Genomic DNA, 23,208 nt, shown 5'->3' on the forward strand with positions numbered 1-23,208 from the left:
CCGAGCGCGCATGAGCGTATTTGTCCTCCGACGTCTTTTGACCTTGCTGGCGACGCTGATCGGCGCATCCCTGATTATTTTCCTGGTGCTGGATGCCTTGCCCGGCAACGCCGCGCAGATGCTGATGGGCGCCGATGCGTCGCCGGACGCCGTCCGCGCGCTCACCGTCAAGCTCGGGCTCGACCAGCCGCTGACCATCCGCTACCTGCAATGGATCAAGGGGTTGCTCTCGGGCGATCTCGGCAACAGCTATGTCTACGGCACGCCGGTCGCTGGCCTGATCGCGGAACGGCTGGTGCTGACCATTCCGCTCGCGATCATGTCCATGCTGATCACGGTGGTGCTGGCGCTCTCCGCCGGCATCTACACCGCCGCCAACCACAACAAGCTCGGTGACGTCGGCGTGATGTCGCTGACGCAGGTGGGCCTGGCGCTGCCGAACTTCTGGTTCGCAATCCTCCTGATCCTCTTGTTCTCGGTGCGGCTGCAATGGCTGTCGGCCGGCGGTTTTGCCGGCTGGGACGACGGCATCTGGCCCGGCATCAAATCGCTGCTGCTGCCGGCGATCTCGCTCGCGGTGGTGCAGGCCGCGATCCTGGCGCGTGTCACGCGCTCGGCCGTGCTGGAAGTGTTGCGCGAGGATTTTGTCCGCACGGCGCGCGCGAAAGGACTCGGCAAGCGCGAGGTGTTGTGGAGCCACGTGCTGCGCAACGCCATGATCCCGGTGATGACGGTGATGGGCCTGCAATTCGCCAATTTGCTTGCCGGCACCATCGTGATCGAGAACGTGTTCTACCTGCCGGGCCTCGGCCGCCTGATCTTCCAGTCGATCGCCAACCGCGACCTGATCGTGGTGCGCAACTGCGTGATGCTGCTCGCGGCCATGGTGGTGATCGTTAACTTCGTGGTCGATGTGCTCTATGCCTTCATCGATCCCCGCATCAAGGTCCACGACCTGTGAGCGCGCCGCTGACCTCGTTGCTTGACGCGCCGGTTGCCGCGCGTCCTCTCCCGGCCCGGACGTTCTGGCGCCGCGCGCTGCGCCATCGCAGCTTCGTGGTCGGCGGCGTGCTGACCTTGCTGGTTCTCGCCTCCGCGCTGTTGTCGCTGGTCTGGACGCCGTGGTCGCCCTACGAGATCGACATCGCCGCAAAACTCAAGCCGCCGTCGGCGGCGCACTGGCTCGGCACCGATTCCTTCGGCCGTGACATCGTTTCGCTGCTGCTTGCCGGAGCCCGCTCCACCATCCTGGTCGGCATCATCGCGGTCAGCATCGGTCTTACCTTCGGCGTCTGCCTCGGCCTGATTGCCGCGGCGCGCCGGGGCTGGACCGAAGAGATCATCATGCGCTTCTCGGACTTCACCTTCGCCTTTCCGGCCGTGCTGTCCGCCATCATGCTCGCCGCGGTCGTCGGTCCCGGCATGGTGACGTCAATCGTCGCGATCGGCATTTTCCAGGTCCCGACGCTGACCCGGCTGACGCGCGGCTCGGCCAACGCGATCTGGGCGCGCGAGTTCGTGCTCGCCGCGCGCGCCGCGGGGAAGGGGGCGTTCCGCATCACCATCGAGCATGTGTTGCCGAACATCCTGTCGATCCTGATCGTCCAGGCGACCATCCAGTTCGCGCTCGCGATTCTCGCCGAAGCCGCTTTGTCCTATCTCGGCCTCGGCACGCAGCCGCCGCAGCCGTCCTGGGGCCGCATGCTGAACGATGCGCAGACGCTGCTGTTCCAGTCGCCGATGCTCGCGGTCTATCCGGGGGCGGCGATCGCGATCGCGGTGCTCGGCCTCAATCTTCTTGGCGACGGATTGCGCGATCTGCTCGATCCGCGGCTGGCGCGGGAGCGATGACGATGAGCGATCCCGCAAGCGCGCCGCTGATCGCGGTCGACAATCTCGGTGTCCGTCTCAACACCAGTCGCGGCCCGGCGCAGGCCGTGCGCGGCGTCAGCTTTGCGCTGAAGCGTGGCGAGACGATGGGGCTGGTGGGCGAATCCGGCTGCGGCAAGTCGGTCACGGCGCTGTCCCTGATGGGGCTGCTGCCGGACAGCGCCGTCGTCAGCGGCAGCATCCGGCTCGAGGGGCGCGAACTCGTCGGGCTTTCGGACGCTGGCTACTGCAAGCTGCGCGGCAATCGCATCAGTATGATCTTCCAGGAGCCGATGACAGCGCTCAACCCGATGCATGCCATCGGACCCCAGGTGGCCGAGCCGCTCCGTCGCCACAAGAACTATTCGGCGGCGCAGGCGCGAAAGGAGGCGATCGCTTTGCTCGACCGTGTCGGCCTTCCCGATGCGGCCAGACGCGTCGATGCTTATCCGCACCAGTTTTCCGGCGGCCAGCGCCAGCGCATCACCATCGCCATGGCGCTCGCCTGCGAGCCGGACCTGTTGATCGCGGATGAGCCGACCACCGCGCTCGACGTCACCATTCAGGGCCAGATCCTCGACCTCATCGCCGATCTCGTCGAAGAGCGCGGCATGTCGATGATCCTGATTTCGCACGATCTCGGCGTCATCGCCGAGAACGTGCAGCGCATGATGGTGATGTATGGCGGCACCGTCGTCGAGAGCGGCCCCACCAACGAGGTGTTCAGGCGCATGGGACATCCCTATACGCAGGGCCTGTTTCGCGCTCGCCCACGCCTCGGCGCACGCGAGGGGACGCGGCTGAGGACGATCTCGGGCACCGTGCCGGAGCTTGCCGACCTGCCGGCTGGCTGTACTTTCAGCGATCGCTGTCCGCTGGTCGAGGACAGATGCCGCGCCGCGCTGCCGCCGATGGTCGAAGTCGGTCCCGGTCATAACGTACGCTGCCTGCGCACGGATGTCTCGATGGCTGATCATGTCGGAGCGCTGTCCGCATGACCGCCGCTTTGCAGCCCCTCCTTGACGTGAAAGACCTGATGCAGCGTTACACGCTGCCGCGCGAAAGCCTGTTCCGGCCGCCGGCGCAGGTGCTTGCGCTTAACGGTGTGAGCGTGCAGGTCGAGGCGGGCAAGAGCCTCGGCGTCGTCGGCGAATCCGGCTCGGGTAAATCGACCTTCGCGCGGCTGGTGATGGCGCTGGAGCGGCCGACATCGGGGCAGGTCGCGCTGCTCGGCCGCGACCTCAACCGCATCCCGGCCGACGAATTGCGCCGCGCCCGTCGCGATTTCCAGATGGTGTTCCAGGATCCTTACGGATCGCTCGATCCGCGCCAGACCATCGCGCGCATCGTCGCCGAGCCCTTGACCGTGCTGGAGGAGACCGATCGCAGCACGCTGCGCGCGCGCGTGTCCGCCGTGCTGAGGCAGGTCGGCCTGCGCGATGCCGACATGGACAAATATCCCCACGAATTCTCCGGTGGCCAGCGCCAGCGCATCGCGATCGCGCGTGCCTTGATCACCCAGCCGAAGCTGATCGTGGCCGACGAGCCGGTCTCGGCACTCGACGTCTCCGTGCAGGCGCAGGTGCTCAACCTGATGCAGGATCTCCAGGAACAGTTCGGCCTGAGCTACATCCTGATCAGCCATGACCTCGCGGTCGTCGACTATCTCTGCGACGAGGTCGCCGTGATGTATCTCGGCAGGATCGTGGAGCAGGGGCGTCCGGAAGACCTGTTCGAGCGCTGCGCCCATCCCTATACCCGGGCGCTGCTGGACGCCGTGCCGCGCGCCCGCGCCGGCGAGGGCCGGCGGCGGCGCGGCGCCCAGGCGATCGCCTCGCAATCGGCGGCCGCGACCGGATGCCCCTATGTCTCGCGCTGTCCGCTCGCTGATCAGCATTGCCGCGAGGCCGAGCCTCGGTTACGCAGGGTCGGCGCCGCGCATCTAGCCGCCTGCCACAAGGCCGAAGCCGTGATGGCGTTGCCGCAAGCTGCCGTGGAAGGTTAGTGTTTCGGGGCAGGATCGGCGTAGACAGAGAATAGAGAAGGCCGGGGAGTAACGCATGTTGAAGAAACTAACCATCGTCGCATTCGCCGCTGCGTTCGCCGCGGCACCGCTGCCGGTCATGGCGCAGAGCAAGAAGGACAGCGTCGTCATGGCGATGGCGCTGGAGCCGCCGGGACTCGATCCCACCATCGCGGCCGCTGCGGCAATTGCCGAGGTCACGCTCTACAACATCTATGAGACGCTGACCAAGATCAACGAGGATGGTTCGACGTCGCCTCTGCTGGCCGAGAGCTGGACCGCCTCGCCCGACCTGAAGACCTATACGTTCAAGCTGCGCAAAGGCGTCAAATTCCACAATGGCGAGCCGTTCGATTCCGCCGCGGTGAAGTTCTCGTTCGAACGCAACGCAGTGGCGACCAGCACGAACAAGGACAAGAGCCTGTTCCAGAGCTTCGAGAAGATCGACGCGCCGGACGCCGACACGATCGTGATCACGCTCAAATATGCCGAGCCGAACCTGCCGTTCCTGCTGGGGCAGGCGAGTGCGTCAATCGTCGAGCCGAAGAGCGCGGCAACGGACGCCACGCAGCCGGTCGGGACCGGCCCCTACCAGCTCGGCGCCTGGGCCAAGGGCTCCTCGATCACCCTGAGCAAATGGGCGGACTACCGCAACGCCACTGCGATCAAGCTCTCGAAGGTGACGATCCGCTTCATTTCCGATCCGGCGGCGCAGACCGCGGCGCTGCTCTCGGGCGACGTCGACGCGTTCCCGCGCGTGTCGGCCCAGCGCACCATCGCGCAGTTCAAGGCCGATCCGCGCTTCAACGTCCAGGTCGGCGGCTCCCGGGCCAAGACCATCGTCGGCATCAACGAGCGCAAGAAGCCGCTCGACGACGTGCGGGTTCGCCGTGCCATCCTCGCCGCGATCGATCGCAAGGCGATGATCGACGGCGCGGTCGATGGGTTCGGCACGCCGATCGGCAGCTTCTACGTGCCCGGTGCGCTCGGCTATGTCGACACCACCGGCATCAACCCTTACGATCCCGAGAAAGCCAAGAAGCTGCTGGCCGAGGCCGGCGTCGCCACGCCGCTCGAGCTGTCGCTGAAGCTGCCGCCGCCATCCTATGCGCGGCAGGGCGGCGAGATCCTCGCGGCCCAGCTCGCCAAGGTCGGCATCATCGCCAAGATCGAGAACGTCGAATGGGCGCAGTGGCTGTCGCAGGTGTTTGCCGGCAACGGCCCGCATAATTTCGACCTCACCATCGTGAGCCATGTCGAGCCGTTCGATCTCGTCAAGATCACCGAGCCGGACTACTACCTCGGCTACAACAACGAGGCGTTCAACGCTCTGTACAAGCAGATCGTGTCGACGCCGGACGAAGCTGCCCGCGCAAAACTTCTCGGCGACGCCCAGCGCATGCTGGCAACCGATGCGGTCGCCGGCTTCCTGTACCAGCCGCAGCTGATCACCATCACCAACAGGAAGCTGAAGGGCGTCTGGAAGGAAGTTCCGCAGTACGAGAATGATTTCTCGACGTGGTACTGGGAGTAGGGGCGCAAGCCCCGACTCCGGATCAAGTAGAGGCCACGCCTTTGTGCACCTCTCGCCAGCAGCGGCAGGACGAACATGCTGGGCCTAATGGTTCGAGACGCGCCGCAAGGCGGCGCTCCACTTCCTAACCCTCGTTGTCATGCCCCGCGAATGCGGGGCATCCAGTACGCCGCGGCTTGTCCGTATTCGTCACCGTCTCTCGAATACTGGATCGCCCGCCCCAGTGCGCAATTGCGCACAAGGCGGGCGATGACAGCATCGAATGAGGGAGCGTGCTCCGCCCCTGACCTCATCCTGAGGAGCCCGCCAAAAGTGGGCGTCTCGAAGGACGGCCGCAGGGAAACTGCCCGATGATGGCATCGTGCCGGTGTTTTGCCCGACGTGTCAACGGCTTCGCCGGATGGGCAAGCCGTCACGCCGGCCATCATCGGCTACTGTGCATGGGGTTGTTTTTCATATTTTGATGGCCCGGGGCGCTACGCCGCCGCCGGCAGGTCCGGATCGGCGATCGCACCGGCGACGCGGACGCGCACGCGCAGCGCATTGCCGGGCAGATAGGCGATCGGCATGTCCTCGACGTCGACGGTCTTGAGGCTGTCGCGCGCAGCACCAGCCTGGACCGCGCGATCCGCCGCGATCTCGCGCGCGGCTGCAATCGCCTCGTCGCGGCTGAGATCGCGGAACACCTGATCGGCCTCGCCACTGACCTGTGCGATCGCGGCGCCCACCGCATTGGCGCAGTCGCCATGCGGCACGCGCACGATCTCGGAGATGCCGGGCAGGCGATCGGGCACCAGGAAGGCGCCGCCGCCGACCGCGAGCAGCGGCACGTCGCCGGCCTCCGTCTTCATCCGGTCGATGTCGTCCTCGAGCTTGCGCCAGGCGTCGCGAAGCGCGGCGTCGATCAGGCGTTTCGGCAAGTTGGCGACGCGGGAGCGGTCGCCGATATCGACGAGGCCGGCGGCCACCGCGATATCGGTGGCGGTGAGGCGTGAGCCGCCGAACACCAGCGCATCCGAGGTCAGGCGGTAGCCGACGCTGAGCGGGCCGACGCGGACGGGATCCTCATCGACATGGCTGCCGCCGCCAAGTCCGATCGACAGCAGGTCGGGCATGCGAAACAGCGTCCGCACGCCGCCGACCTCGACCACGGCATTGGCCTCGCGCGGAAAGCCGTGGCGAAGCTGACCGATGTCGCTTGTCGTGCCGCCGACGTCGACGACCATGGCGTCGTCGAGGCCGGAGAGGTGGGCGGCGCCGCGCATGGAATTGGTGGCGCCGGATGCAAAGCTCATCACCGGGAAGGCGGTGGCGATCTCGGCCTGCATCACCGTGCCGTCATTCTGGGTCAGGAACAGCGGCGCATCGATGCCGCTGTCGGCGATCGCCTTGCGGAAGGCCGCAACCGTGGTGATCGCGAGATCATGCAGGGAGGCATTGAGGAGTGCGGCGTTCTCCCGCTCGAGCAGGCCGATGCGGCCGAGATCGTGCGACAGCGTCACCGCGACGTCCGGGCAGATCTCGGCGAGAATCTCGCGCGCAGTGGTCTCGCAGGAGGGATCGAGCGGGGAGAAGCTCGAACAGACTGCCACGGAGCGCAGGCCCTTGTCCCGGATTTTTCGTGCGGCGTCCTTGAGCGCGGCGACGTCGAGTGGCATGAACGGGCGGCCGTCGTAATCGTGGCCGCCCTCCAGCATGAAGATGTCGCCGTTGACGAGCGCAGCGAGGTCCGCCGGCCAGTCGCAGAACGGCGGCAGCGAAGCGCTTGCGGGCATTCCGATGCGGATCGCGGCGATCTTCTGCACGTGGCGGCGCTGCACCACGGCGTTGATGAAATGCGTGGTGCCGATGACGACCGCATCGACCTTCACCGCAGCGGCGGGACTGGCGCGTAGTGCCTTGAGCGCGTCCAGAATGCCCGAGGTCACGTCGGCGGTGGTCGGGCGCTTGACGGAATGAACGACCTTCTCGTTGACGATCAGCACGGCGTCCGTGTTGGTGCCGCCGACATCGATGCCAATACGCTTCATGGGATTTTAAGCTCCAGCCCCTGCGGGCGCGAAGAGGGAACGGAATTCGAGGTCGTAGCCGAAGGCGCGGGGGCCGACGAATTCGAGGCCGCGGGGGCTTGTGAGGACGGCAGGAGCCGGCAGCGCCACGACGGTGACGCGCTGGCCGTAGCGCACGGTCTCGGTGCCGACGCCGTGGCCGTTGACGCTGTCGAGCACGCAGATCAGGTCGGGCGACATCGCGATCGCCTCTTCGCCGCGCCAGGCCACGATCCATTCGTTCTGGAACGACAGCACCAGCCGGCTGCCGCGGTCTGCATCGCTGCCCTCGATCATGGCCGAGCCGCGCAAGAATCCTTCTGTCGTGCGTCGGGCGACGTCGACGATCTTGCCGGTGAAGAGCTTCTTGCCGCCTTCGGCCGCAAGCAGCGCAGCGATCGGATCCTCGTGCCGCCGGTTCGCGGCCTCGACGGCGCGGCCGATGCGGATCGCCTTGGTGGTGGTGAAGTGGATACCCCAGTCCTTCACCTCGCGTCCCGTGCGCGGCGCCTTGCTGGTTGACGCGATCGAGCCCATCTCGACGCAGATCTTGCGGCTCGCCCGCTCCATCCATTTCCAGCTCGGCACCTTGGTGACGACCGCCTCGATACCGCGAGGATCGTAGAGCGTGCAGGGGTAGGGGCGCAGGCCCCCGATCGCGACCGACGTCATCTGCGCCTCGGGGAAGGCACGGCCCATGCAGTCCGCGTCGACCACCGGAATGCCGAGATGGGCGGCCGCCATCAGCGCCTGCACGCCGTTGCCGCCGCCGATCTCCACCGACATCACGGCGCGGAACTTGATGCCGTTGATCTCCTCCTGCATGCGCACCGCGCGCGCGATGTTGCGGCTGTCGGCAAGCCGCTCCTGCCCGACCAGCGGTGCGCCCATGTTGGAGACCACCGCGACCCAGTCGTCATCGTCAAGGTCGAGCGGCGACATCAGTTGCACGCGATGACCCTCGGCATAGAGCCGGCGGAGATTGAGCAGGCCGAGATAGGGGCTGCCGCCGCCGCCGGTGCCGAGGATCCACGCACCGACCGCGAGCGCCTCGATCTCCTCGAGGGTGATCGTCTTCAATTCCGCCTTGCTCACGACACCAGCTCCTCGACGATGCGGGCCGCGGCGGCAATGCCGAGGATCACCGGTCCAGGATAAGCGGTGCGCACGCGCGCCTTGTTGGCGCTGGTGTAGCTGATGCAGTCCATCACCACGAGATCGGGCTCCAGCTCGGCCATGATGCGCGCGGCCTCGTCGACCGCGGCATCTTCCGAGCCGGGGCGCAGGGTGACGCCGACCACTTCGACGCCGGCGCGCTGCCACTTCTTGTCGATCAGCGCGGTCTGCTCGGCCAGCGGCGAGAACACGCCGAGCCGGCCCTTTGGCAGCACGGCCTCGACGAGACGATGCAGGATAGCTGAGGGCAGGATGACGAGGCCGTCGGCGGCGAGATTGGGGAATTTTCCGGTGCAGGCCATCAGCGTCACCCCGACGCCCTCGTGCTTGAAGCGGGTGATCTGCTGGCTCGCCCGCCGCTCGACTTCCTTCTTGCTGATGGTGACGCCGTCGCCGTTCGGCAGCAGCGTGAACAGCGTGTCGTATCCGTCCATCGGCGGGATGGCGTCGATCTCGGCGCGGCTCATGCCGTCGAGCGCGCCGCGCAGCTCGATCTGGATGCCCGGCGACAGTACGGCGGCAATCTCGGCGGCGACTGTCGGGCGCGGGCTCTGGCCGATCACGACGACCCCGATACGCTGGTGCTTCAACGGCATGTTCATGAGGTCTAGTCCTCCAAGACGACGAGATCGGCCGGCGTCCAGTCGAGCGTGACGCCGTTGCCGGGAATGAAGAGGTGGCTCGTGCCCGCATTGGGCTGTTGCACGAGGATGCGGTGGGCGCCCTCGAGGGTGATGCGGTAAAGCACCGCGCCACCGAGAAAGTTGGTGTTCTCGACGACGCCATGCGCGCAGGTTCCGGCCGCGCCGCCGGCGGCATCGCCGCGCGGCGAGAGCCGGATTTTTTCGGGACGCAGCGCCACCGAGAGAGCGCCGGCGCCTTGCGCGTCCGCGGAGGGTGGCAGCGCCAGGATCAGGCCTTTGCCGACGTCGAGCGCGGGGGCGCCGGCGCCTGTCGTGGTGCGCTCGCCGCGGAAGATGTTGGTGTCGCCGATGAAGTCGGCGACGAATCGCGTCGTCGGCTGGTTGTAGATCTCGGCCGGCGTGCCGACTTGTTCGACGCGGCCGCCGTTCATCACGGCGATGCGGTCGGACATCGCGAGCGCCTCTTCCTGGTCGTGGGTGACGAAGACCAGGGTGAGCCCAAGCTTCTTCTGCAACTGCTTGAGCTCGAACTGCATCTGCTGGCGCAGCTTCTTGTCCAGCGCCCCGAGCGGCTCGTCGCAGAGCAGGACGCGCGGGGCGATCACGATGGCGCGGGCGAGTGCCACACGCTGCTGCTGGCCGCCGGAGAGCTGCGCGGGGCGGCGATCCTCGAGGCCGGACAGCTCGACCATCGCCAGCGCCGCCTTCACCTTGGTTGCAATGCTAGCCTTGTCGTGCCCACGCATGCGCAGACCGAAGGCGACGTTCTCGGCGACGGTGCGATGCGGGAAGAGGGCGTAGTTCTGGAACACCATGCCCATGTCGCGCTTGTGCGCCGGCACGTGGGTGATATCGGCGCCGTCGACGCGAATGGCACCCGAGCTCGGCGTCTCGAAGCCGGCGATTATGCGCAGCGTCGTGGTCTTGCCGCAGCCGGACGGGCCGAGCAGGGAGAAGAACTCGCCCTGCCGGATGTCCATCGCGACCGCGTCCACCGCGCGCACGCCGCCGTCATAGATCTTGCTGACGCCGGCGATCTCGATCGAGGCGCTCATGCCCGGAAGATCCGATTGACGCGCTGGTCGATCTCGTCCTTGCGCTCATTGTACCACTTCCAGTCGACCTGGATCAGCTTCGAGACCTTTTCGGGCGTGGTGAGCAGCTTGGCGTCATATTTGGCGTCGAGCTTCACCTTCCTATTGGCCGGCGAATACCACACGGTCTCCGCGAGGCGCTTCTGAACCTCGGGACGCAGCATGTAGTTCACATAGGCGTTGGCGAGCTCCTTCACCTTGCTGCCGGGCGTGATGGTCAGGACCTGCTCCAGCGACAAGACGCCCTCGCTCGGCGCGATGAAGTCGGTAGGCTGGTTCTGCCCGTCGTAGCGGTAGATTCCGGAATCGTGGATGACGCAGAGGCCGACCTCGCCCGATAGCAGCATCTTCTCCATCGCGCCGGTGAAGTCGACGATCTTGATCGGCTTCAGCTTCTCCAGTGCCGTATAGGCCGCGTCGAGATCGGTCTGCCCCTTGCCGAACAGCGTGCCGCACATCATCAGGAAGGCTTGGCCGAGGCTGTTGACGGGAATGACATAGCCGCCGCGAACGCCGTTGTATTTCGCGTCCCACAGCTCCTTCCAGGACGTAATGCTGCCGTAGCCCTTGTCGGTGCGCATACCGAGCCCGATGGCGCTGGTGAAGATCGAGACGCCGACGATCTTGTCGCTCACCGCGTAGGGATAGACGTCGGCGAGATTGGGCACGAGCTTGGGGTCGACTTTGGGCTCGACCAAGCCCATCTCCGCCGCGGCCCACTGCTCGTTGGAATTGGTGTGCAGGACGTCATAGATCGGCGCGGAACGCGAGCTCGCCTGGAGCTTCGGCAAGTAGGGAAAGGCGGAGTCGGTCTGGAGCTTGCACTTGAACTCGCTCTCGAAGGCGGGACCGATCTCGGCCTTCATGACGTCGCCCCACTTGCCGCCCCAGCCGGTGATGCGCAGCACGGGGTCGTCTGCGCGCGCGACATGGGGAGCCGCAATCGCGCCGATGGCGAGCGAGGCGCCTGCGGCAAGAAAGCGGCGGCGGCTGAGCCGTGTCGATCCCAGAGCTTTCATCATGTCTCGATCCTTGGTTGCAATGAGCGGTTACAATTTGACGTAGGAGCGCAGGCCGACGGTGCGGTCGAGCCCGATCACGACGAGAAAGGCGAGGACGATCGAGACCACCGAGGCGGCGCCGATAGTGCCGTCCAGATCAAACTTGAGATAGTTGAACAGGGTGACCGGCAGCGTCTCGTTGCCCGGGCTGACCAGGAACAGCGAGACCGGGAACTGGTCGAAGGAGACGATGAAGGCGAAGATCGCACCGGCAAGCACGCCGGGCTTGATCAGCGGCAGCGTCACCTCGAAGAAGGTGCGCGCCGGACTTGCGCCGAGATTGCGTGCGGCTTCCTCCAGGCGCAGGTCGAAATTATGCAGCACGGCGAGTGTCGTGCGCACCACATAGGGCAGTGTCACCAAGGTGTGGCCGGCGACGAGTCCCCAGGTCGGGCGGCCGACGTCGAGCAGCACATAGGTCTGGAACAGTGCAAGGCCGGTCAGGATCGCCGGCAGCATCAGGGGCGAGAGCATGACCACCACGATCAGGCGCGCGCCGGGTAGGTTGCCGCGCGCCAGCGCGAGTGCCGCGGATGCTCCGAGAATCGTCGCGGACACTGTGGTGAAGAGCGCGACCTCGAGGCTGAAACCGAGCGCATGCATGAAGTCGCGCGAGGCGAAGAATTTCTCGAACCAGCGCAGCGACACGCCGACCGGTGGAAACTGGATGAACGGCGTCGGGTTCAGGGCAAACACGACGACGACCGCGATCGGTGCCAGCAGGAAGATCAGGATGGCGATGTTGATGGCGAGATAGACGTAACGACCGTAATGCCTGGGACCTACGGCCGCATGCGCGGGCGCCGCGGCCTGGCGGGACGCCGCTTCGCGATCGGACGCGAGCGAAGGGTTGTGCGCGGCGGAGGTTCCCATCATCGGCCTCACTGCAGTTCGCGCTGGCCCGAGACGAGGCCGAGCGCGCGGTTGTAGGCGATGACGAGAACGAGCGAGATCAGCAGCAGGACGATGCCGAGCGCCGCCGCAAAGCCGACGTTGAAGTTCGCCGAGATCTGCTGATAGATCAGGACCGGCAGCGTCATGATCTGGAAGCCGCCGAGCAGGATCGGCGTGACATAGGCACTGATCGCAAGGGCGAAGACCAGGAGCGAGCCGGCAAGTATGCCGGGCAGACTCAAGGGCAGCGTCACCTCGATGAAGGCGCGCAAGGGACTCGCGCCGAGATTTTCCGCGGCCTGCTCCAGCCGCTCGTCGATACGGCCGATCACGCCGGTGAGCGTCAGCACCATGAACGGCACGTAGATGTGGACGAGCCCGACGACGATTCCGGTTTCGCTATACATCAGCTTCAGCGGCTGGCTGATGAGTCCGAGCGAAATCAGGGTCTGATTGATCACGCCCTTGTCGGAGAGCAGTGTCATCCAGGCGAAGGTGCGCACCACGATGCCCGTCAGCATCGGCGCGAGCACCGCCATCAGCAGGAGTGCGTGCCCGGTACGGCTCTTGATACGCGCCATCCAGTGCGCGAGCGGATAGCCGATCGCGAGCGCCACGAGCGTGGTGAGGAGCCCGATCCGGAGCGTGGTCCAGATCACCTCGAGATAATAGGGATCGTCGACGATGCGAGCGTAGTGGCGCGTGGTGAAGGCGACGCGCGGCGCCACCACCGGATTGCCGGTGAGCACGCTCATGACAGCCATCAGTCCGATCGGGAGAAAGAAGAACAGCGCAAACAGCAGCACGCTCGGCAGGATGAAGAGCGCAAGGCCGTTGATGCGTTGGGTGGGGGCTTGGCTCATCGTGGTCCCGCTTGAACGCGCGCTACGCTCTGGTCGATCAGATCGCCGGTCATCCGCCGCAGCTTTTCGGCCATCGCCGCCAGCTCGCGCCGGACATTGGCGCGCTCAGAGGCGGTGGTCGCCTGCACCGAATAGGACACCGCGATCCCGATCATCTCGCCGGTTTCGCCGCTCTTGAGCGCAAAACCCTGCGAGCCGACGCCTTCAATCGATTCATCGGCCGCTTCGGACGCGCCGGTGCGGCGGATTTCGTTCAGGCGCGCCATCAACTGCTTGAAGTTCTGCGGCGAATTGCGCGGCAGTTTTGGATAGGTCGCCGGCACCCGCGCCCTTATGTCTTCGTCGGAGAGGCGCGCGAGCATGGCGCGGCCGTTCGAGGTGGCGAGCGCCGGGGTGCGCTGGCCCGGCGGATTGACCACGCGAAGCGGGTTCGAGCCTGGCACGATCCTGAGCACAACCTGCTCGTAGCCGTCGAGCACGGCGATGTAGCCGGTGTGTCCGGTCCGCGCACAGACCTCGCGCAGCTCGCGCTCGGCCATGCTGATCAAGTCGTCATGGGCGCGGTGCAGGCGGCCGAGCTCGAAGGTGAGAAGGCCCGGGCGGTAGCGGCGGCTGTGAGGGTCCTGCTCGAGCAGGCCGCAGTCGCGAAGCGCACGCAGCAGCCGTGAGGTCGAGCTCTTTGGCTTGCCCGTCAATGCCATCACGTCCGCGAACGACAGATCCGGCCGCGCGCTGGAGAAGCAGCGCAGGATCTCGATGGCGTTGGTAAGGGCGCTCATGGGCGATGGTCCAAGGTGGTTCCAAATTTTGGAACCTTGTCCCAAATTCTAAGCCTGGCGCGGAAACGGGCAAGCGGAAATTTCGCGCAAGGATTGGCGCCGGATTGCGCAGATGCGAGGGGAGGCCGCTTGCGGGGAGTGCGAGGCGGCGCACCGTGGCCAGACGGTGCGCCGCCTCGTCGGGATCACGCCGCTTCGGCGGCGACGTTGCCGATCCAGTCGCGCGCGAGCGCCACGTCGGTCTGCGTCAACTGGTGGCCCGCGGGCAGAACCTTGTGGGTCACGCTCGCACCCGCCTGAGATAGCAGCGCGGCGAGCCGCGCCGAGTTGGTGGCCGGCACGATCGGATCAGCCTGCCCGGACAGGAGCAGGACGGGTTTGCCGTCGAGCTCGGCCTTGGGCGGATCCGTCAGCGGCACCATGGCGCGCAGCAGGATCGCGCCGGACAGCACGTCCGGCTTCAGCAGCAACAGCGCCGCGGCGATGTTGGCGCCGTTGGAGAAGCCGACCGCGACAGGCGCTGTGATGCCGTGCCGTTGCCGCGCGTCCGCGACGAAGTCGCCGAGTTCGAGTGCACGCCGGCGCACGTCCTCCTCGTCGAACACGCCTTCGGCGAGGCGGCGGAAGAAGCGCGGCATGCCATGCTCGAGCACGCGACCGCGGGGCGAGAGCAGGGCGGAGCCGGGCGAGATCATTTGGCCGAGCCCGAGCAGGTCGTTCTCGTCGCCACCGGTGCCATGCAGGAGCAGAAGCGGGGGTGAGCCCGCTCTGCTCGCCGGCTCGAAGCGATGGATGAATGAGGTCGCGGTCATGACACAGTCTCTTCCAGCTTGGGCAGAACGTCTTCGATCTGCTTGCGGTGCGGCTCGAGGAAACCCGGCAGTTTCAAGTCGCGTCCCAGCGTTGCGACAGGTTCGTCGACGGCAAAGCCGGGGATGTCGGTTGCGATCTCGAACAACACTCCGCCGGGCTCGCGGAAGTAGATCGAGCGGAAGTAGTTGCGATCGCGCTGCTCGGTCGGGTGCAGGCCATGATTGCTGACGAGCTTCTGCGCCATCCGGCCCTGCTCGGCGTCGTCGGCCGCGCGGAAGGCGATATGGTGCACGGAGCCGCCGCCCTGATGGCCGCGCAAAAAGCCCTTGGCCTCGTAGATGTCGACGACGCTGCCTTCGACATCGCCGGGCGCTTTGAAGCGGATGACGGAGCCTTCGCGCGCCGTCTCCTTGAAGCCGAACACGTCGGTGAGGACAGCGGCCGTCTTCGCCGCGCTGTCGAGCAGCAGCGTCACGCCATGGAAGCCGCGGATCGCATGCTCGGCCGGCACGTCGCCATTGCTCCAGCCCGGCTCGTTCTCGGCGCCGGGCACACCGACCAGCGCCAGCGCCATGCCGTCCGGGTCGGTGAATGGCAGAACGGATTCGCCGAACCGCTTCTCCAGCGCCTCGTAACGGATGCCCTTTTTGGTGAAGCGCTGCGTCCAGTAGCCGAGCGAACGCTGCGGCACGCGGAACGCCGTCTGATGGGTCTCGCCGACGCCGCGGCGTCCGGCAGGCACGCCCTGCCAGGGGAAGAAGGTCAGGATGGTACCGGGCCGGCCGGTCTCGTCGCCATAATAGAAGTGATAGGTGTCCGGATCGTCGAAATTGACCGTCTTCTTGACGAAGCGCAGCCCGAGATCGCGGGTGTAAAAGCCAAAATTCCTGATCGGGTCGCCGGCAATCGCGGTGACGTGGTGCAGTCCAGACATCTTGTCCTCCAAAGCGCCTAAGTGGTCTTGCTCTCGCGCCCAATATTGGCCCGCTTTGAATTGGAGACAATCCGTGCAATTATGACGACTATGTCTACGATTTGGAAACAATCGCCGGATGCGGCCGGTGGATAAGGTCGCAAGCTTGCGCGCCTTCGTGAAGGTGGTCGAGAGCGGCAGCTTCGCCGAGGCCGGCCGCCAACTGCGACTCTCGCGCTCCGCCATCAGCAAGTACATCGCCGACCTCGAGGAGAGCCTCGGCGTGCAGTTGCTGAACCGCACGACGAGGCATGCGAGCCCGACCGAAAACGGCCAGCAATATTTCGAGCGCGCGGTCGTGATCCTGTCCGAGATCGAGGCGGCCGATCAGGCGGTGACGCAGATGCAGTCGGCGCCGCGCGGCCTGTTGCGGGTCAACGCGCCGATGTCCTTCGGCACCATGCGGCTCGGACCGGTGCTCGCCGACTTCATGGAAAAATATCCGGAGCTTCAGCTGCAGCTCGTTCTCAGCGACGATCTGCTCGATCCCGTCCAGGACGGTTTTGACGTGACGCTGCGGATCGCGGAGTTGGAATCCTCCAGCCTGATCGCGCGCAAGATCGTGCCCGTTGCGCGGCTGATTTGCGCCTCGCCGGATTATCTGGCGCGCCACGGCACGCCGCAACATCCGCAGGACCTACGCAACCACGCGTCCCTAACCTATGGATTCCTGCTCACCGGCAATCAATGGAAGCTGACGGGCGCGGACGGCGATCACTGGATCCAGCCGGCCTGGTCGCTCTGCGTCAACAATGCGGAAGTGCTGCGCGATGTCGCGATCCGGGGCAGGGGCGTTGCGCTGCTGCCGGAATTCATCGCTGCCGACGCGATGAACAAAGGCGAACTGCGCGCCATGCTCGAAGACTATTCGGCGCCGCCGCTCGCACTCTACGCGGTCTATCCGCCGACCCGGCACCTCTCGCTCAAGGTGAGACTCTTCATCGACTTCCTCGTCGAGCGCTTCGGCCGCGACGAGGAGACGCCAGTGCGCCAGTGATGCGCGTATGCGCTCGGCCGACGTCAACGCCGCAGCGTGAACTCGTCCGCTCCCCGCCGGTATTCCCACTTCGCCTGCTCGAGCTCGGGTTGGTCGCATTCGGCCTCGGGGTAGCCGATGCAGAGATAGGCGATGAACTTCCAGGATTGCGGCACGTCGAGAATGGCGTGGATGCGGTCCGGATTCAGGATCGACACCCAGCCGAGGCCGATGCCCTCGGCGCGCGCGGCAAGCCACATCGCGGTGATCGCCGCGACCACGGAATATTCGATCGTCTCGGGCATCGTCGCGCGGCCGAGGCCGTGACCGATATCGCTGGCCTTGTCCGCGAACACGGCGAGATGGCTAGGTGCCTGTTCGAGGCCGGAGAGTTTTAGCGTGGCGTAGCGGCCAGCGCGCTCGCCAGAGTAGCAGTTCAGCGCGTCGGCGTTGCAGGCCTTGAAGTCGTCGATCACGGCGCGGCGCCGTGCGACGTCGTCGACGATGACGAAGCGCCAGGGTTGGCTCAAGCCGACCGAGGGCGAAAGACAGGCCGTGTCGATCAGCTGCTCGAGAGTGCCGTCCGGCAGCGGATCGGTTCGAAAACGGCGCACGTCGCGGCGCCACACGAACAGCTCGTGCAATTGCCGGCGGAAGAGGTCGTCGAACTCGACCATCAGGTCATCGTCCCATCTGGAGGGCTGCGGCCGCCAGCAGCAGGATCGCGATCTCGCCGATCTGCTCGAACGCGCCGAGGATATCACCGGTCTGTCCGCCGATCTGGCGCGTGGCGAGCCGCGCCAGGATCAGACCCGCAAGCGACAGCAGGATCAGGCCGATCAGCGCCTTGCCGGGACCAAGCGCGACGACGAGAGCGAAGGTGCCAAGACCAAAGGCGACGGCCACGCTTGGGCTCGGCGGCTGGCCGGCGCTCGCCGAGAGCCCGTCCGGCCGCGCCGACGGCACCAGCGACATGAAGGCCGGCAGGCCCGCGCGCGATGCGACATGCGCGGATGACAGCGCGAGCGCCACCAGCCACGGATTGGCGATTGCCGCGAGTGCGCTCCAGCGCAGACCGAACGACAGGATCAGCGCGCAAACGCCATAGGTCCCGATGCGGCTGTCGCGCATGATCTCGAGCTTGCGGTCGCGAGTCCGGCCGCCGCCGAGTCCGTCAGCGGTATCGGCAAGCCCGTCCTCGTGCAGCGCGCCTGTGACGAGGACGGTCGCAGCGAGTGCCAAGAGGGCAGCCGTGGCCGACGGCAGTCCGACCCGGCTCGCGATCGCGTAGGCCGCAGCGCCTGCAAGCCCGACCAGCAGGCCGGCGACGGGCAGCGCCCAGCTCGCTCGCGCCATGGCGCCATTGCCGGCCGGCTTGGATGGCCCCACCGGCAGGATCGTGACGAACGACATCGCGATCCGAAGATCGGTGACGATGTCTTGCAGAAGCTCGGCGCGCAGCATCATTTCAGCTTCATCGGTAGTCCAGCGACGACGAACTCGACCTCGTCGGCGACCGCAGCAATGCTCTGGTTCATGATCCCGGCGGCGTCGCGAAAGACGCGCGCCAGCGCGTTGTCGGGCACGATGCCGAGGCCGACCTCGTTGGTGACGAGGACGACCGGACTCTTCAGGCGGGGCAGGGCATCGGCGAGTTGCGCGACCTCGCGCGACCAGTCGCGCTCCGCATGGAGCAGGTTGGAGAGCCACAATGTCAGGCAGTCGACGAGCCTTCCGCCGCCGCCATCGGTCTCGGTCAGAGCCTGTACGAGATCCAGCGGCTCCTCGCGCTCGATCCAGTCGGTTCCACGCCGCGCGCGATGATGCGCGATGCGCTCTGCCATTTCGGCATCGAGCGCCTCGGCCGTCGCGATATACACGGGCTGTCCCGCAAAGCTGCGTGCGCGCGCTTCCGCACGCCGGCTCTTGCCCGATCGCGCTCCGCCCGTGATCAAAATGACGGCCATAAAAGTCTCCTGCCGGCAGCACTAATCACCAAACGCGGGCAAAGACAAAGCCGAAATCACGCGGGCAGGGGCTTGCGCTCGGCCGGGGTCTTGCGCATCAGGGGCGGATCGGGACGGGAGGGTTGCGTGGGTTTTGCGGGCGCGATGGCGGTGGCGATGGCGGTGGATGCCCTGGTGGGCTGGCCATCGTGGCTGTTCGCGCGGATCGGCCATCCCGTGACCTGGATCGGCCGGCTGATCACGGCTGTCGATACCGCCTGGAATCGGCCGTCCGATCCGCCGGCGCTTCGCTGCGCCGCGGGCGTTGCCGGCGCGCTCGTGGTGATCGCGCTGTCCGCCGCGCTCGGCTGGCTGCTTCAGTCCATGCTCTCGTCGGGGTGGATTCAAATCGTTCTGGTGGGCGTCTTCGCCTGGCCGCTGGTCGCGCTGCGTTCGCTCGGCGATCATGTGGCCGCGGTTGCTGATCCCCTGCAGGTCGGCGACGTCGCCGGCGCGCGCGCGGCCGTTTCGCGTATCGTCGGGCGCGATCCCGCCGCGCTCGACGAGGCCGGCATCGCGCGGGCGGCGATCGAGAGCCTGGCGGAAAATGCCTCCGACGGCATCGTGGCACCCGTGTTCTGGGGCGCGCTGTTCGGCTTGCCCGGCATCTTCGGCTACAAGGCGATCAATACACTGGACTCGATGATCGGCCATCGCACCGAACGGCACGAGGCCTTCGGCTGGGCCGCGGCACGCATCGACGATGCCGCAAATTTCATTCCCGCGCGTCTCACCGGCTTTCTGTTCGTGCTGCTGACACCACGGCGATCGGCGGCGCTGGCGTGCATGACGCGGGATGCGCGCCGTCATCGCTCGCCCAACGCCGGCTGGCCGGAAGCGGCGATGGCTGGCGCGCTTGGCGTGCGGCTCAGCGGTCCCCGCATCTATCACGGCAGCAGCACCAACGAACCCTGGCTGAACGAGGGCGCGCGCGACCCGCGCGCGGCGGACCTCAATCAAGGACTGACGATCTATCGCCGCGCCATGCTGCTGCTTGCCGGCGTCCTTGCGATCCTCGCTTTCGCGTGAAAGAAGGGGACATGCGTGAGCATGGTGGAAATATCGACCTGGCCCGGCAGCGTTTTGGCGGACGCGCGGAGGACTGGATTGATCTCTCGACGGGGATCAACCGGCTGCCTTATCCGGTAGGCGAGGTGAGCCTGCGCCAATGGAGCGCTCTGCCGTCCCGCGCCGAGATCGACGCCTTGCATCAGGCCGCGCAGCACGCCTATCGAACAAGCGCGCCGATCGTTGCGATGGGCGGCGCGCAAGCCGCTATTCAATTGTTGCCGCAGCTCGCACCGCGCGGCCGGGCACGCATCCTCACGCCGACCTATAATGAGTATGCTCCAGTCCTGTCCGTCGCAGGCTGGGAGGTCAAAGAGGTCAGTGAACTCGGCGCGTTGGCCGGCGCTGACCTAGCTATCGTCGTCAATCCCAACAATCCCGATGGCCGGTGTCACGAACCCCGGGAGCTGCTCGCTCTGCTGCCGCGCGTCGGCCGGCTCGTGATCGACGAGAGTTTTGCCGACGCGCTTCCGCACCTGTCGCTTGCGGGCGAAGCAGATCGGCCGGGACTATTGATCTTGCGCTCCTTTGGAAAGTTCTACGGTCTTGCCGGCTTGCGCCTCGGTTTCGCGCTCGGCAATGCGACGGATGTCGCGGCGCTCGCGGCGATGTCCGGTCCATGGCCGGTCTCAGGAGCGGCGATCGCAATTGGGCAGCGCGCCTTGCTTGACGATGCCTGGGCCGAAGCAACGTCGGCGCGGCTTGCGCGCGACAGCATCCGGCTCGACGCCATGGTGCAGTTGCAAGGCTGGAAGCTGGTCGGCGGTACGCCGCTGTTTCGTCTCTATGAGACTGCCGATGCGCCAGCCGCGCAGGACAAGCTCGCGCGCGGCCATATCTGGTCCCGCGTCTTTGCGCAGACGCCGACATGGTTGCGCCTGGGACTTCCGGGCGGCGAGGCGGAATGGACGCGTCTCGCGGACGTTCTGTCGCGCTGAGCACTCAGCGCGACAGCGCAAGCAGGCCTTCGACATCGAGATGTGTCTCGATGTGATCGGCGAGCGCATCAAGCGCGCTTTCGACCCTGGCCTGGTAGGGCTCACCGCCCGCGGGAATGTCGAGCGTTGCCAGAAACGCCTTGCGGAAATCATCCGAGGTGAAGAGGCCGTGCAGGTAGCTGCCGTGCACACGTCCATCGGTCGAGATCGCACCTTCCGGTGCGTCGTCGAGCCTTGCGAAGGGGCGGGCGCGGTCCGGTCCATCGGTGCGGCCGATGTGAATCTCATAGGCCTCGATCGGCTGATTTGTGGCCACATGCACGGCCGCGACACGCGTCAGCGTCTTCTGCGCGCTCATCTCCGTCGTTACATCCAGAAGTCCGAGGCCCGGCGTTTCGCCCGCGGGTCCTTCGATCCCGTCGGGATCGGCGACGCTGCGCCCCAGCATCTGGTAGCCTCCGCAGAGGCCGAGCACATGGCCGCCCCTGCGGTGATGTGCGAGCAGATCAATGTCCCAGCCTTGCGCGCGCAGGAATGCGAGGTCGCCGCGGGTGGATTTGGAGCCGGGAATGATGACGAGGCGCACATCACCCGGGATCGCTTCGCCCGGACCCACCATGACGAGATCGACGCCCGGCTCGAGCTTCAAGGGATCGAGATCGTCGAAATTGGCGATCCGCGACAGCGCGAGACATGCGATCTTGCATTGACCGGGCTTTCGCGCGTCGCGCAGCCCCAGCGCATCCTCGGCCGGAAGCTCGCCGGCGCGCGCGAACCAGGGCAGCACGCCAAAACCGCGCCAGGACGTCTTGGCTTCGATCAGCTTATAGCCGTCGTCGAACAGCGTTGGATCGCCGCGGAACTTGTTGATCACAAACCCTTGGATCATCGCGGCATCATCCGGGTCGATCACCGTCTTGATCCCGACGAGCTGCGCGATGACGCCGCCGCGGTCGATGTCGCCGACCAGCACGACCGGCACGTCGGCCTTTCGCGCGAAGCCCATATTGGCGATGTCGGCCTTGCGCAGATTGACCTCGGCCGGACTGCCGGCGCCTTCCACCAGAACAATATCGGCGCGCGCCTTCAGCCGCTCAAAACTCTCCAGCACGGCGCTCATCAAGGAAGGCTTCATCGCGGCGTAGTCGCGCGCCCGCGCCGTCGCGATGCGTTTTCCCTGCACAATCACCTGCGCGCCGACATCGGTCTCGGGCTTCAGCAGCACCGGGTTCATGTCGGTGTGGGGCTCGACGCCGGCGGCGAGGGCCTGCAGCGCCTGGGCGCGGCCGATCTCGCCGCCGTCGACGGTGACGGCGGCGTTGTTCGACATGTTCTGCGGCTTGAAGGGCAGCACGCGCAGGCCGCGGCGCGTGAAGGCGCGCGCAAGGCCGGCGACGATGAGCGACTTGCCCACGTCCGAGCCGGCTCCCTGGATCATCAATGCGCGCGTCATCGCGAAAAATATCTCAGAACTCGACGCCGGCTTGCGCCTTGATGCCGGAGCGGAAGGGATGCTTCACCAGCGTCATCTCGGTGACGAGGTCGGCAATCTCGATCAGCTCGTCCTTGGCATTGCGGCCGGTGAGGACGACATGCGTCATCGGTGGCTTCTGGGTCTTGAGGAAGTCGACGACCTCCGCGATGTCGAGATAGTCGTAGCGCAGCGCGATATTGATCTCGTCGAGCACGACCATGCGCAAGTTCGGATCGAGGATCAGCTCCTTCGCCTTCTCCCAGCCGGCGCGTGCCGCGGCGATGTCGCGGGCGCGGTCCTGCGTCTCCCAGGTGAAGCCTTCGCCCATCGCATGGAACTGGCAGAGATCGCCGAAATGGCCCGTCAGGAGCCGCCGCTCGCCGGTGTCCCAGGCGCCCTTGATGAACTGCACGACCGCGCAGGGAAAGCCATGGGCGACACAGCGGACGATCATGCCGAAGGCCGAGGAGGATTTGCCCTTGCCGGCGCCGGTATGGACGATGATGAGACCCTTCTCGCCGCTCTTGGTCGCCATGATCTTGTCGCGGGCGACCTTGATTTTCGCCATTTTCGCAGCGTGCCGGGCGTCGGTGTCCTCGGTGGTTCGGGTATCGGGTTCAGGCGTCATCGGACGGGGTCCTTCGGCTTGACAAGTGGCGGCCATGGGCAAATGGTGGGCGCGCGTTGGTTCCTGTCCTACGACAGGCGAAGAGGGAATGCGATAGGGCGCGAATCGGCAAGATTCGGGTTCAAAATGCAGCCGCCCCCGCGACCGTGACCGGAGAGATGCCCGAAGCCACTGATCCCCATGGGGATCGGGAAGGCGGGGATCGAAGGGACAAACCCTGCTCCGCAAGCCGGGAGACCTGCCAGCGCGGAGTTTGAGACCGGCGGACGGGGTGTTCCGCGACGGGGAAACGGGCCTTCGCCAGAATGGCTCGTGCGCCTCATCGCCTCCGGCCGTCTTTCGTGGAA

The 23,208-nt window shown here is 66.2% G+C and carries 23 protein-coding genes and 1 riboswitch; of the genes, 8 read left to right on the forward strand and 15 right to left on the reverse strand.

Annotation, left to right across the window (positions count from 1 at the left end):
* The first annotated feature begins 10 nt into the window (after positions 1–10).
* From AYJ54_RS14420 to AYJ54_RS14440, 5 genes are read left to right on the forward strand one after another with little or no spacing between them, the layout of a single operon-like run.
* Entirely contained in the window at positions 11–961 is a 951-nt protein-coding gene (locus AYJ54_RS14420) for an ABC transporter permease (RefSeq protein ID WP_063699555.1), read from the forward strand.
* Positions 958–1,851, forward strand: a complete 894-nt coding sequence (locus tag AYJ54_RS14425) for an ABC transporter permease (protein WP_063699556.1) — start codon at positions 958–960, stop codon at positions 1,849–1,851. Before AYJ54_RS14420 ends, AYJ54_RS14425 begins: the two co-directional genes overlap by 4 nt.
* Positions 1,848–2,867 carry an ABC transporter ATP-binding protein gene (locus AYJ54_RS14430; RefSeq protein WP_136623687.1) on the forward strand — a complete coding sequence of 340 codons (1,020 nt, stop codon included), beginning with the start codon at positions 1,848–1,850 and terminating at the stop codon, positions 2,865–2,867. Before AYJ54_RS14425 ends, AYJ54_RS14430 begins: the two co-directional genes overlap by 4 nt.
* Positions 2,864–3,874, forward strand: coding sequence for an ABC transporter ATP-binding protein (locus AYJ54_RS14435; protein ID WP_063699557.1), 1,011 nt, complete (start codon positions 2,864–2,866; stop codon positions 3,872–3,874). The genes AYJ54_RS14430 and AYJ54_RS14435 overlap by 4 nt, the downstream gene beginning before the upstream one ends.
* Before the next feature lie 55 nt (positions 3,875–3,929).
* Positions 3,930–5,426 carry an ABC transporter substrate-binding protein gene (locus AYJ54_RS14440; protein WP_063699558.1) on the forward strand — a complete coding sequence of 499 codons (1,497 nt, stop codon included), beginning with the start codon at positions 3,930–3,932 and terminating at the stop codon, positions 5,424–5,426.
* 476 nt (positions 5,427–5,902) lie between these two features.
* Here the strand turns inward: AYJ54_RS14440 and AYJ54_RS14445 are convergent, their stop codons facing one another.
* The 10 genes from AYJ54_RS14445 to AYJ54_RS14490 form a co-directional block, all read right to left on the reverse strand.
* Positions 5,903–7,456, reverse strand: coding sequence for a hydantoinase/oxoprolinase N-terminal domain-containing protein (locus AYJ54_RS14445; protein WP_063699559.1), 1,554 nt, complete (start codon positions 7,454–7,456; stop codon positions 5,903–5,905).
* Positions 7,457–7,462: 6 nt separating this feature from the next.
* Positions 7,463–8,569: an S-methyl thiohydantoin desulfurase family protein gene (locus AYJ54_RS14450; RefSeq protein WP_063699560.1), complete on the reverse strand. Its 1,107-nt coding sequence runs from the start codon at positions 8,567–8,569 to the stop codon at positions 7,463–7,465.
* Positions 8,566–9,252 carry an AroM family protein gene (locus AYJ54_RS14455; protein ID WP_063699561.1) on the reverse strand — a complete coding sequence of 229 codons (687 nt, stop codon included), beginning with the start codon at positions 9,250–9,252 and terminating at the stop codon, positions 8,566–8,568. Before AYJ54_RS14455 ends, AYJ54_RS14450 begins: the two co-directional genes overlap by 4 nt.
* A gap of 5 nt (positions 9,253–9,257) precedes the next feature.
* The gene (locus AYJ54_RS14460; RefSeq protein ID WP_063699562.1) at positions 9,258–10,349 is read right to left on the reverse strand and encodes an ABC transporter ATP-binding protein; all 1,092 of its coding nucleotides are present in this window, start codon (positions 10,347–10,349) and stop codon (positions 9,258–9,260) included.
* The gene (locus tag AYJ54_RS14465; RefSeq protein ID WP_063699563.1) at positions 10,346–11,410 is read right to left on the reverse strand and encodes an extracellular solute-binding protein; all 1,065 of its coding nucleotides are present in this window, start codon (positions 11,408–11,410) and stop codon (positions 10,346–10,348) included. The genes AYJ54_RS14460 and AYJ54_RS14465 overlap by 4 nt, the downstream gene beginning before the upstream one ends.
* A 27-nt stretch (positions 11,411–11,437) precedes the next feature.
* Positions 11,438–12,325 carry an ABC transporter permease gene (locus tag AYJ54_RS14470; RefSeq protein ID WP_063699564.1) on the reverse strand — a complete coding sequence of 296 codons (888 nt, stop codon included), beginning with the start codon at positions 12,323–12,325 and terminating at the stop codon, positions 11,438–11,440.
* A gap of 5 nt (positions 12,326–12,330) precedes the next feature.
* On the reverse strand, positions 12,331–13,206 hold the full coding sequence (locus AYJ54_RS14475; protein ID WP_063699565.1) for an ABC transporter permease: 876 nt from the start codon (positions 13,204–13,206) through the stop codon (positions 12,331–12,333).
* Positions 13,203–13,985: an IclR family transcriptional regulator gene (locus tag AYJ54_RS14480; RefSeq protein ID WP_063699566.1), complete on the reverse strand. Its 783-nt coding sequence runs from the start codon at positions 13,983–13,985 to the stop codon at positions 13,203–13,205. Before AYJ54_RS14480 ends, AYJ54_RS14475 begins: the two co-directional genes overlap by 4 nt.
* A 185-nt stretch (positions 13,986–14,170) precedes the next feature.
* Positions 14,171–14,797, reverse strand: coding sequence for an alpha/beta hydrolase (locus AYJ54_RS14485; RefSeq protein ID WP_063699567.1), 627 nt, complete (start codon positions 14,795–14,797; stop codon positions 14,171–14,173).
* The gene (locus AYJ54_RS14490; RefSeq protein WP_063699730.1) at positions 14,794–15,732 is read right to left on the reverse strand and encodes a ring-cleaving dioxygenase; all 939 of its coding nucleotides are present in this window, start codon (positions 15,730–15,732) and stop codon (positions 14,794–14,796) included. Before AYJ54_RS14490 ends, AYJ54_RS14485 begins: the two co-directional genes overlap by 4 nt.
* Positions 15,733–15,859: 127 nt before the next feature.
* On the opposite strand from AYJ54_RS14490, the gene AYJ54_RS14495 reads away from it, so the two are divergent.
* Positions 15,860–16,768: a LysR family transcriptional regulator gene (locus tag AYJ54_RS14495; protein WP_063699731.1), complete on the forward strand. Its 909-nt coding sequence runs from the start codon at positions 15,860–15,862 to the stop codon at positions 16,766–16,768.
* Between the two features lie 23 nt (positions 16,769–16,791).
* Here AYJ54_RS14495 and bluB read toward each other — a convergent pair whose 3' ends face one another.
* From bluB to cobU, 3 genes are read right to left on the reverse strand one after another with little or no spacing between them, the layout of a single operon-like run.
* Entirely contained in the window at positions 16,792–17,424 is a 633-nt protein-coding gene (bluB, locus tag AYJ54_RS14500) for a 5,6-dimethylbenzimidazole synthase (RefSeq protein ID WP_063699568.1), read from the reverse strand.
* 4 nt (positions 17,425–17,428) lie between these two features.
* Positions 17,429–18,214, reverse strand: a complete 786-nt coding sequence (cobS, locus tag AYJ54_RS14505) for an adenosylcobinamide-GDP ribazoletransferase (RefSeq protein ID WP_063699569.1) — start codon at positions 18,212–18,214, stop codon at positions 17,429–17,431.
* A complete protein-coding gene (gene cobU / locus AYJ54_RS14510; protein WP_063699570.1) occupies positions 18,211–18,714 on the reverse strand; it encodes a bifunctional adenosylcobinamide kinase/adenosylcobinamide-phosphate guanylyltransferase in 504 nt (167 codons plus the stop codon). Before cobU ends, cobS begins: the two co-directional genes overlap by 4 nt.
* Before the next feature lie 126 nt (positions 18,715–18,840).
* Here cobU and cbiB point away from each other — a divergent pair, with 126 nt between their 5' ends.
* Positions 18,841–19,782, forward strand: coding sequence for an adenosylcobinamide-phosphate synthase CbiB (cbiB, locus tag AYJ54_RS14515; protein WP_063699571.1), 942 nt, complete (start codon positions 18,841–18,843; stop codon positions 19,780–19,782).
* An 11-nt stretch (positions 19,783–19,793) separates the two neighbouring features.
* Positions 19,794–20,759 carry a threonine-phosphate decarboxylase CobD gene (gene cobD, locus AYJ54_RS14520; protein WP_063699572.1) on the forward strand — a complete coding sequence of 322 codons (966 nt, stop codon included), beginning with the start codon at positions 19,794–19,796 and terminating at the stop codon, positions 20,757–20,759.
* Between the two features lie 4 nt (positions 20,760–20,763).
* Here cobD and AYJ54_RS14525 read toward each other — a convergent pair whose 3' ends face one another.
* Positions 20,764–22,212, reverse strand: a complete 1,449-nt coding sequence (locus AYJ54_RS14525) for a cobyric acid synthase (RefSeq protein ID WP_063699573.1) — start codon at positions 22,210–22,212, stop codon at positions 20,764–20,766.
* 13 nt (positions 22,213–22,225) lie between these two features.
* Complete coding sequence (cobO, locus tag AYJ54_RS14530; protein WP_063699574.1) at positions 22,226–22,861, reverse strand: cob(I)yrinic acid a,c-diamide adenosyltransferase; 636 nt, start codon at positions 22,859–22,861, stop codon at positions 22,226–22,228.
* Between the two features lie 40 nt (positions 22,862–22,901).
* Positions 22,902–23,121, forward strand: a riboswitch (cobalamin riboswitch).
* Positions 23,122–23,208: the final 87 nt, after the last annotated feature.

Origin of the sequence: Bradyrhizobium centrolobii, from assembly GCF_001641635.1 — a bacterium.
Taxonomy (GTDB): Bacteria; Pseudomonadota; Alphaproteobacteria; order Rhizobiales; family Xanthobacteraceae; genus Bradyrhizobium; species Bradyrhizobium centrolobii.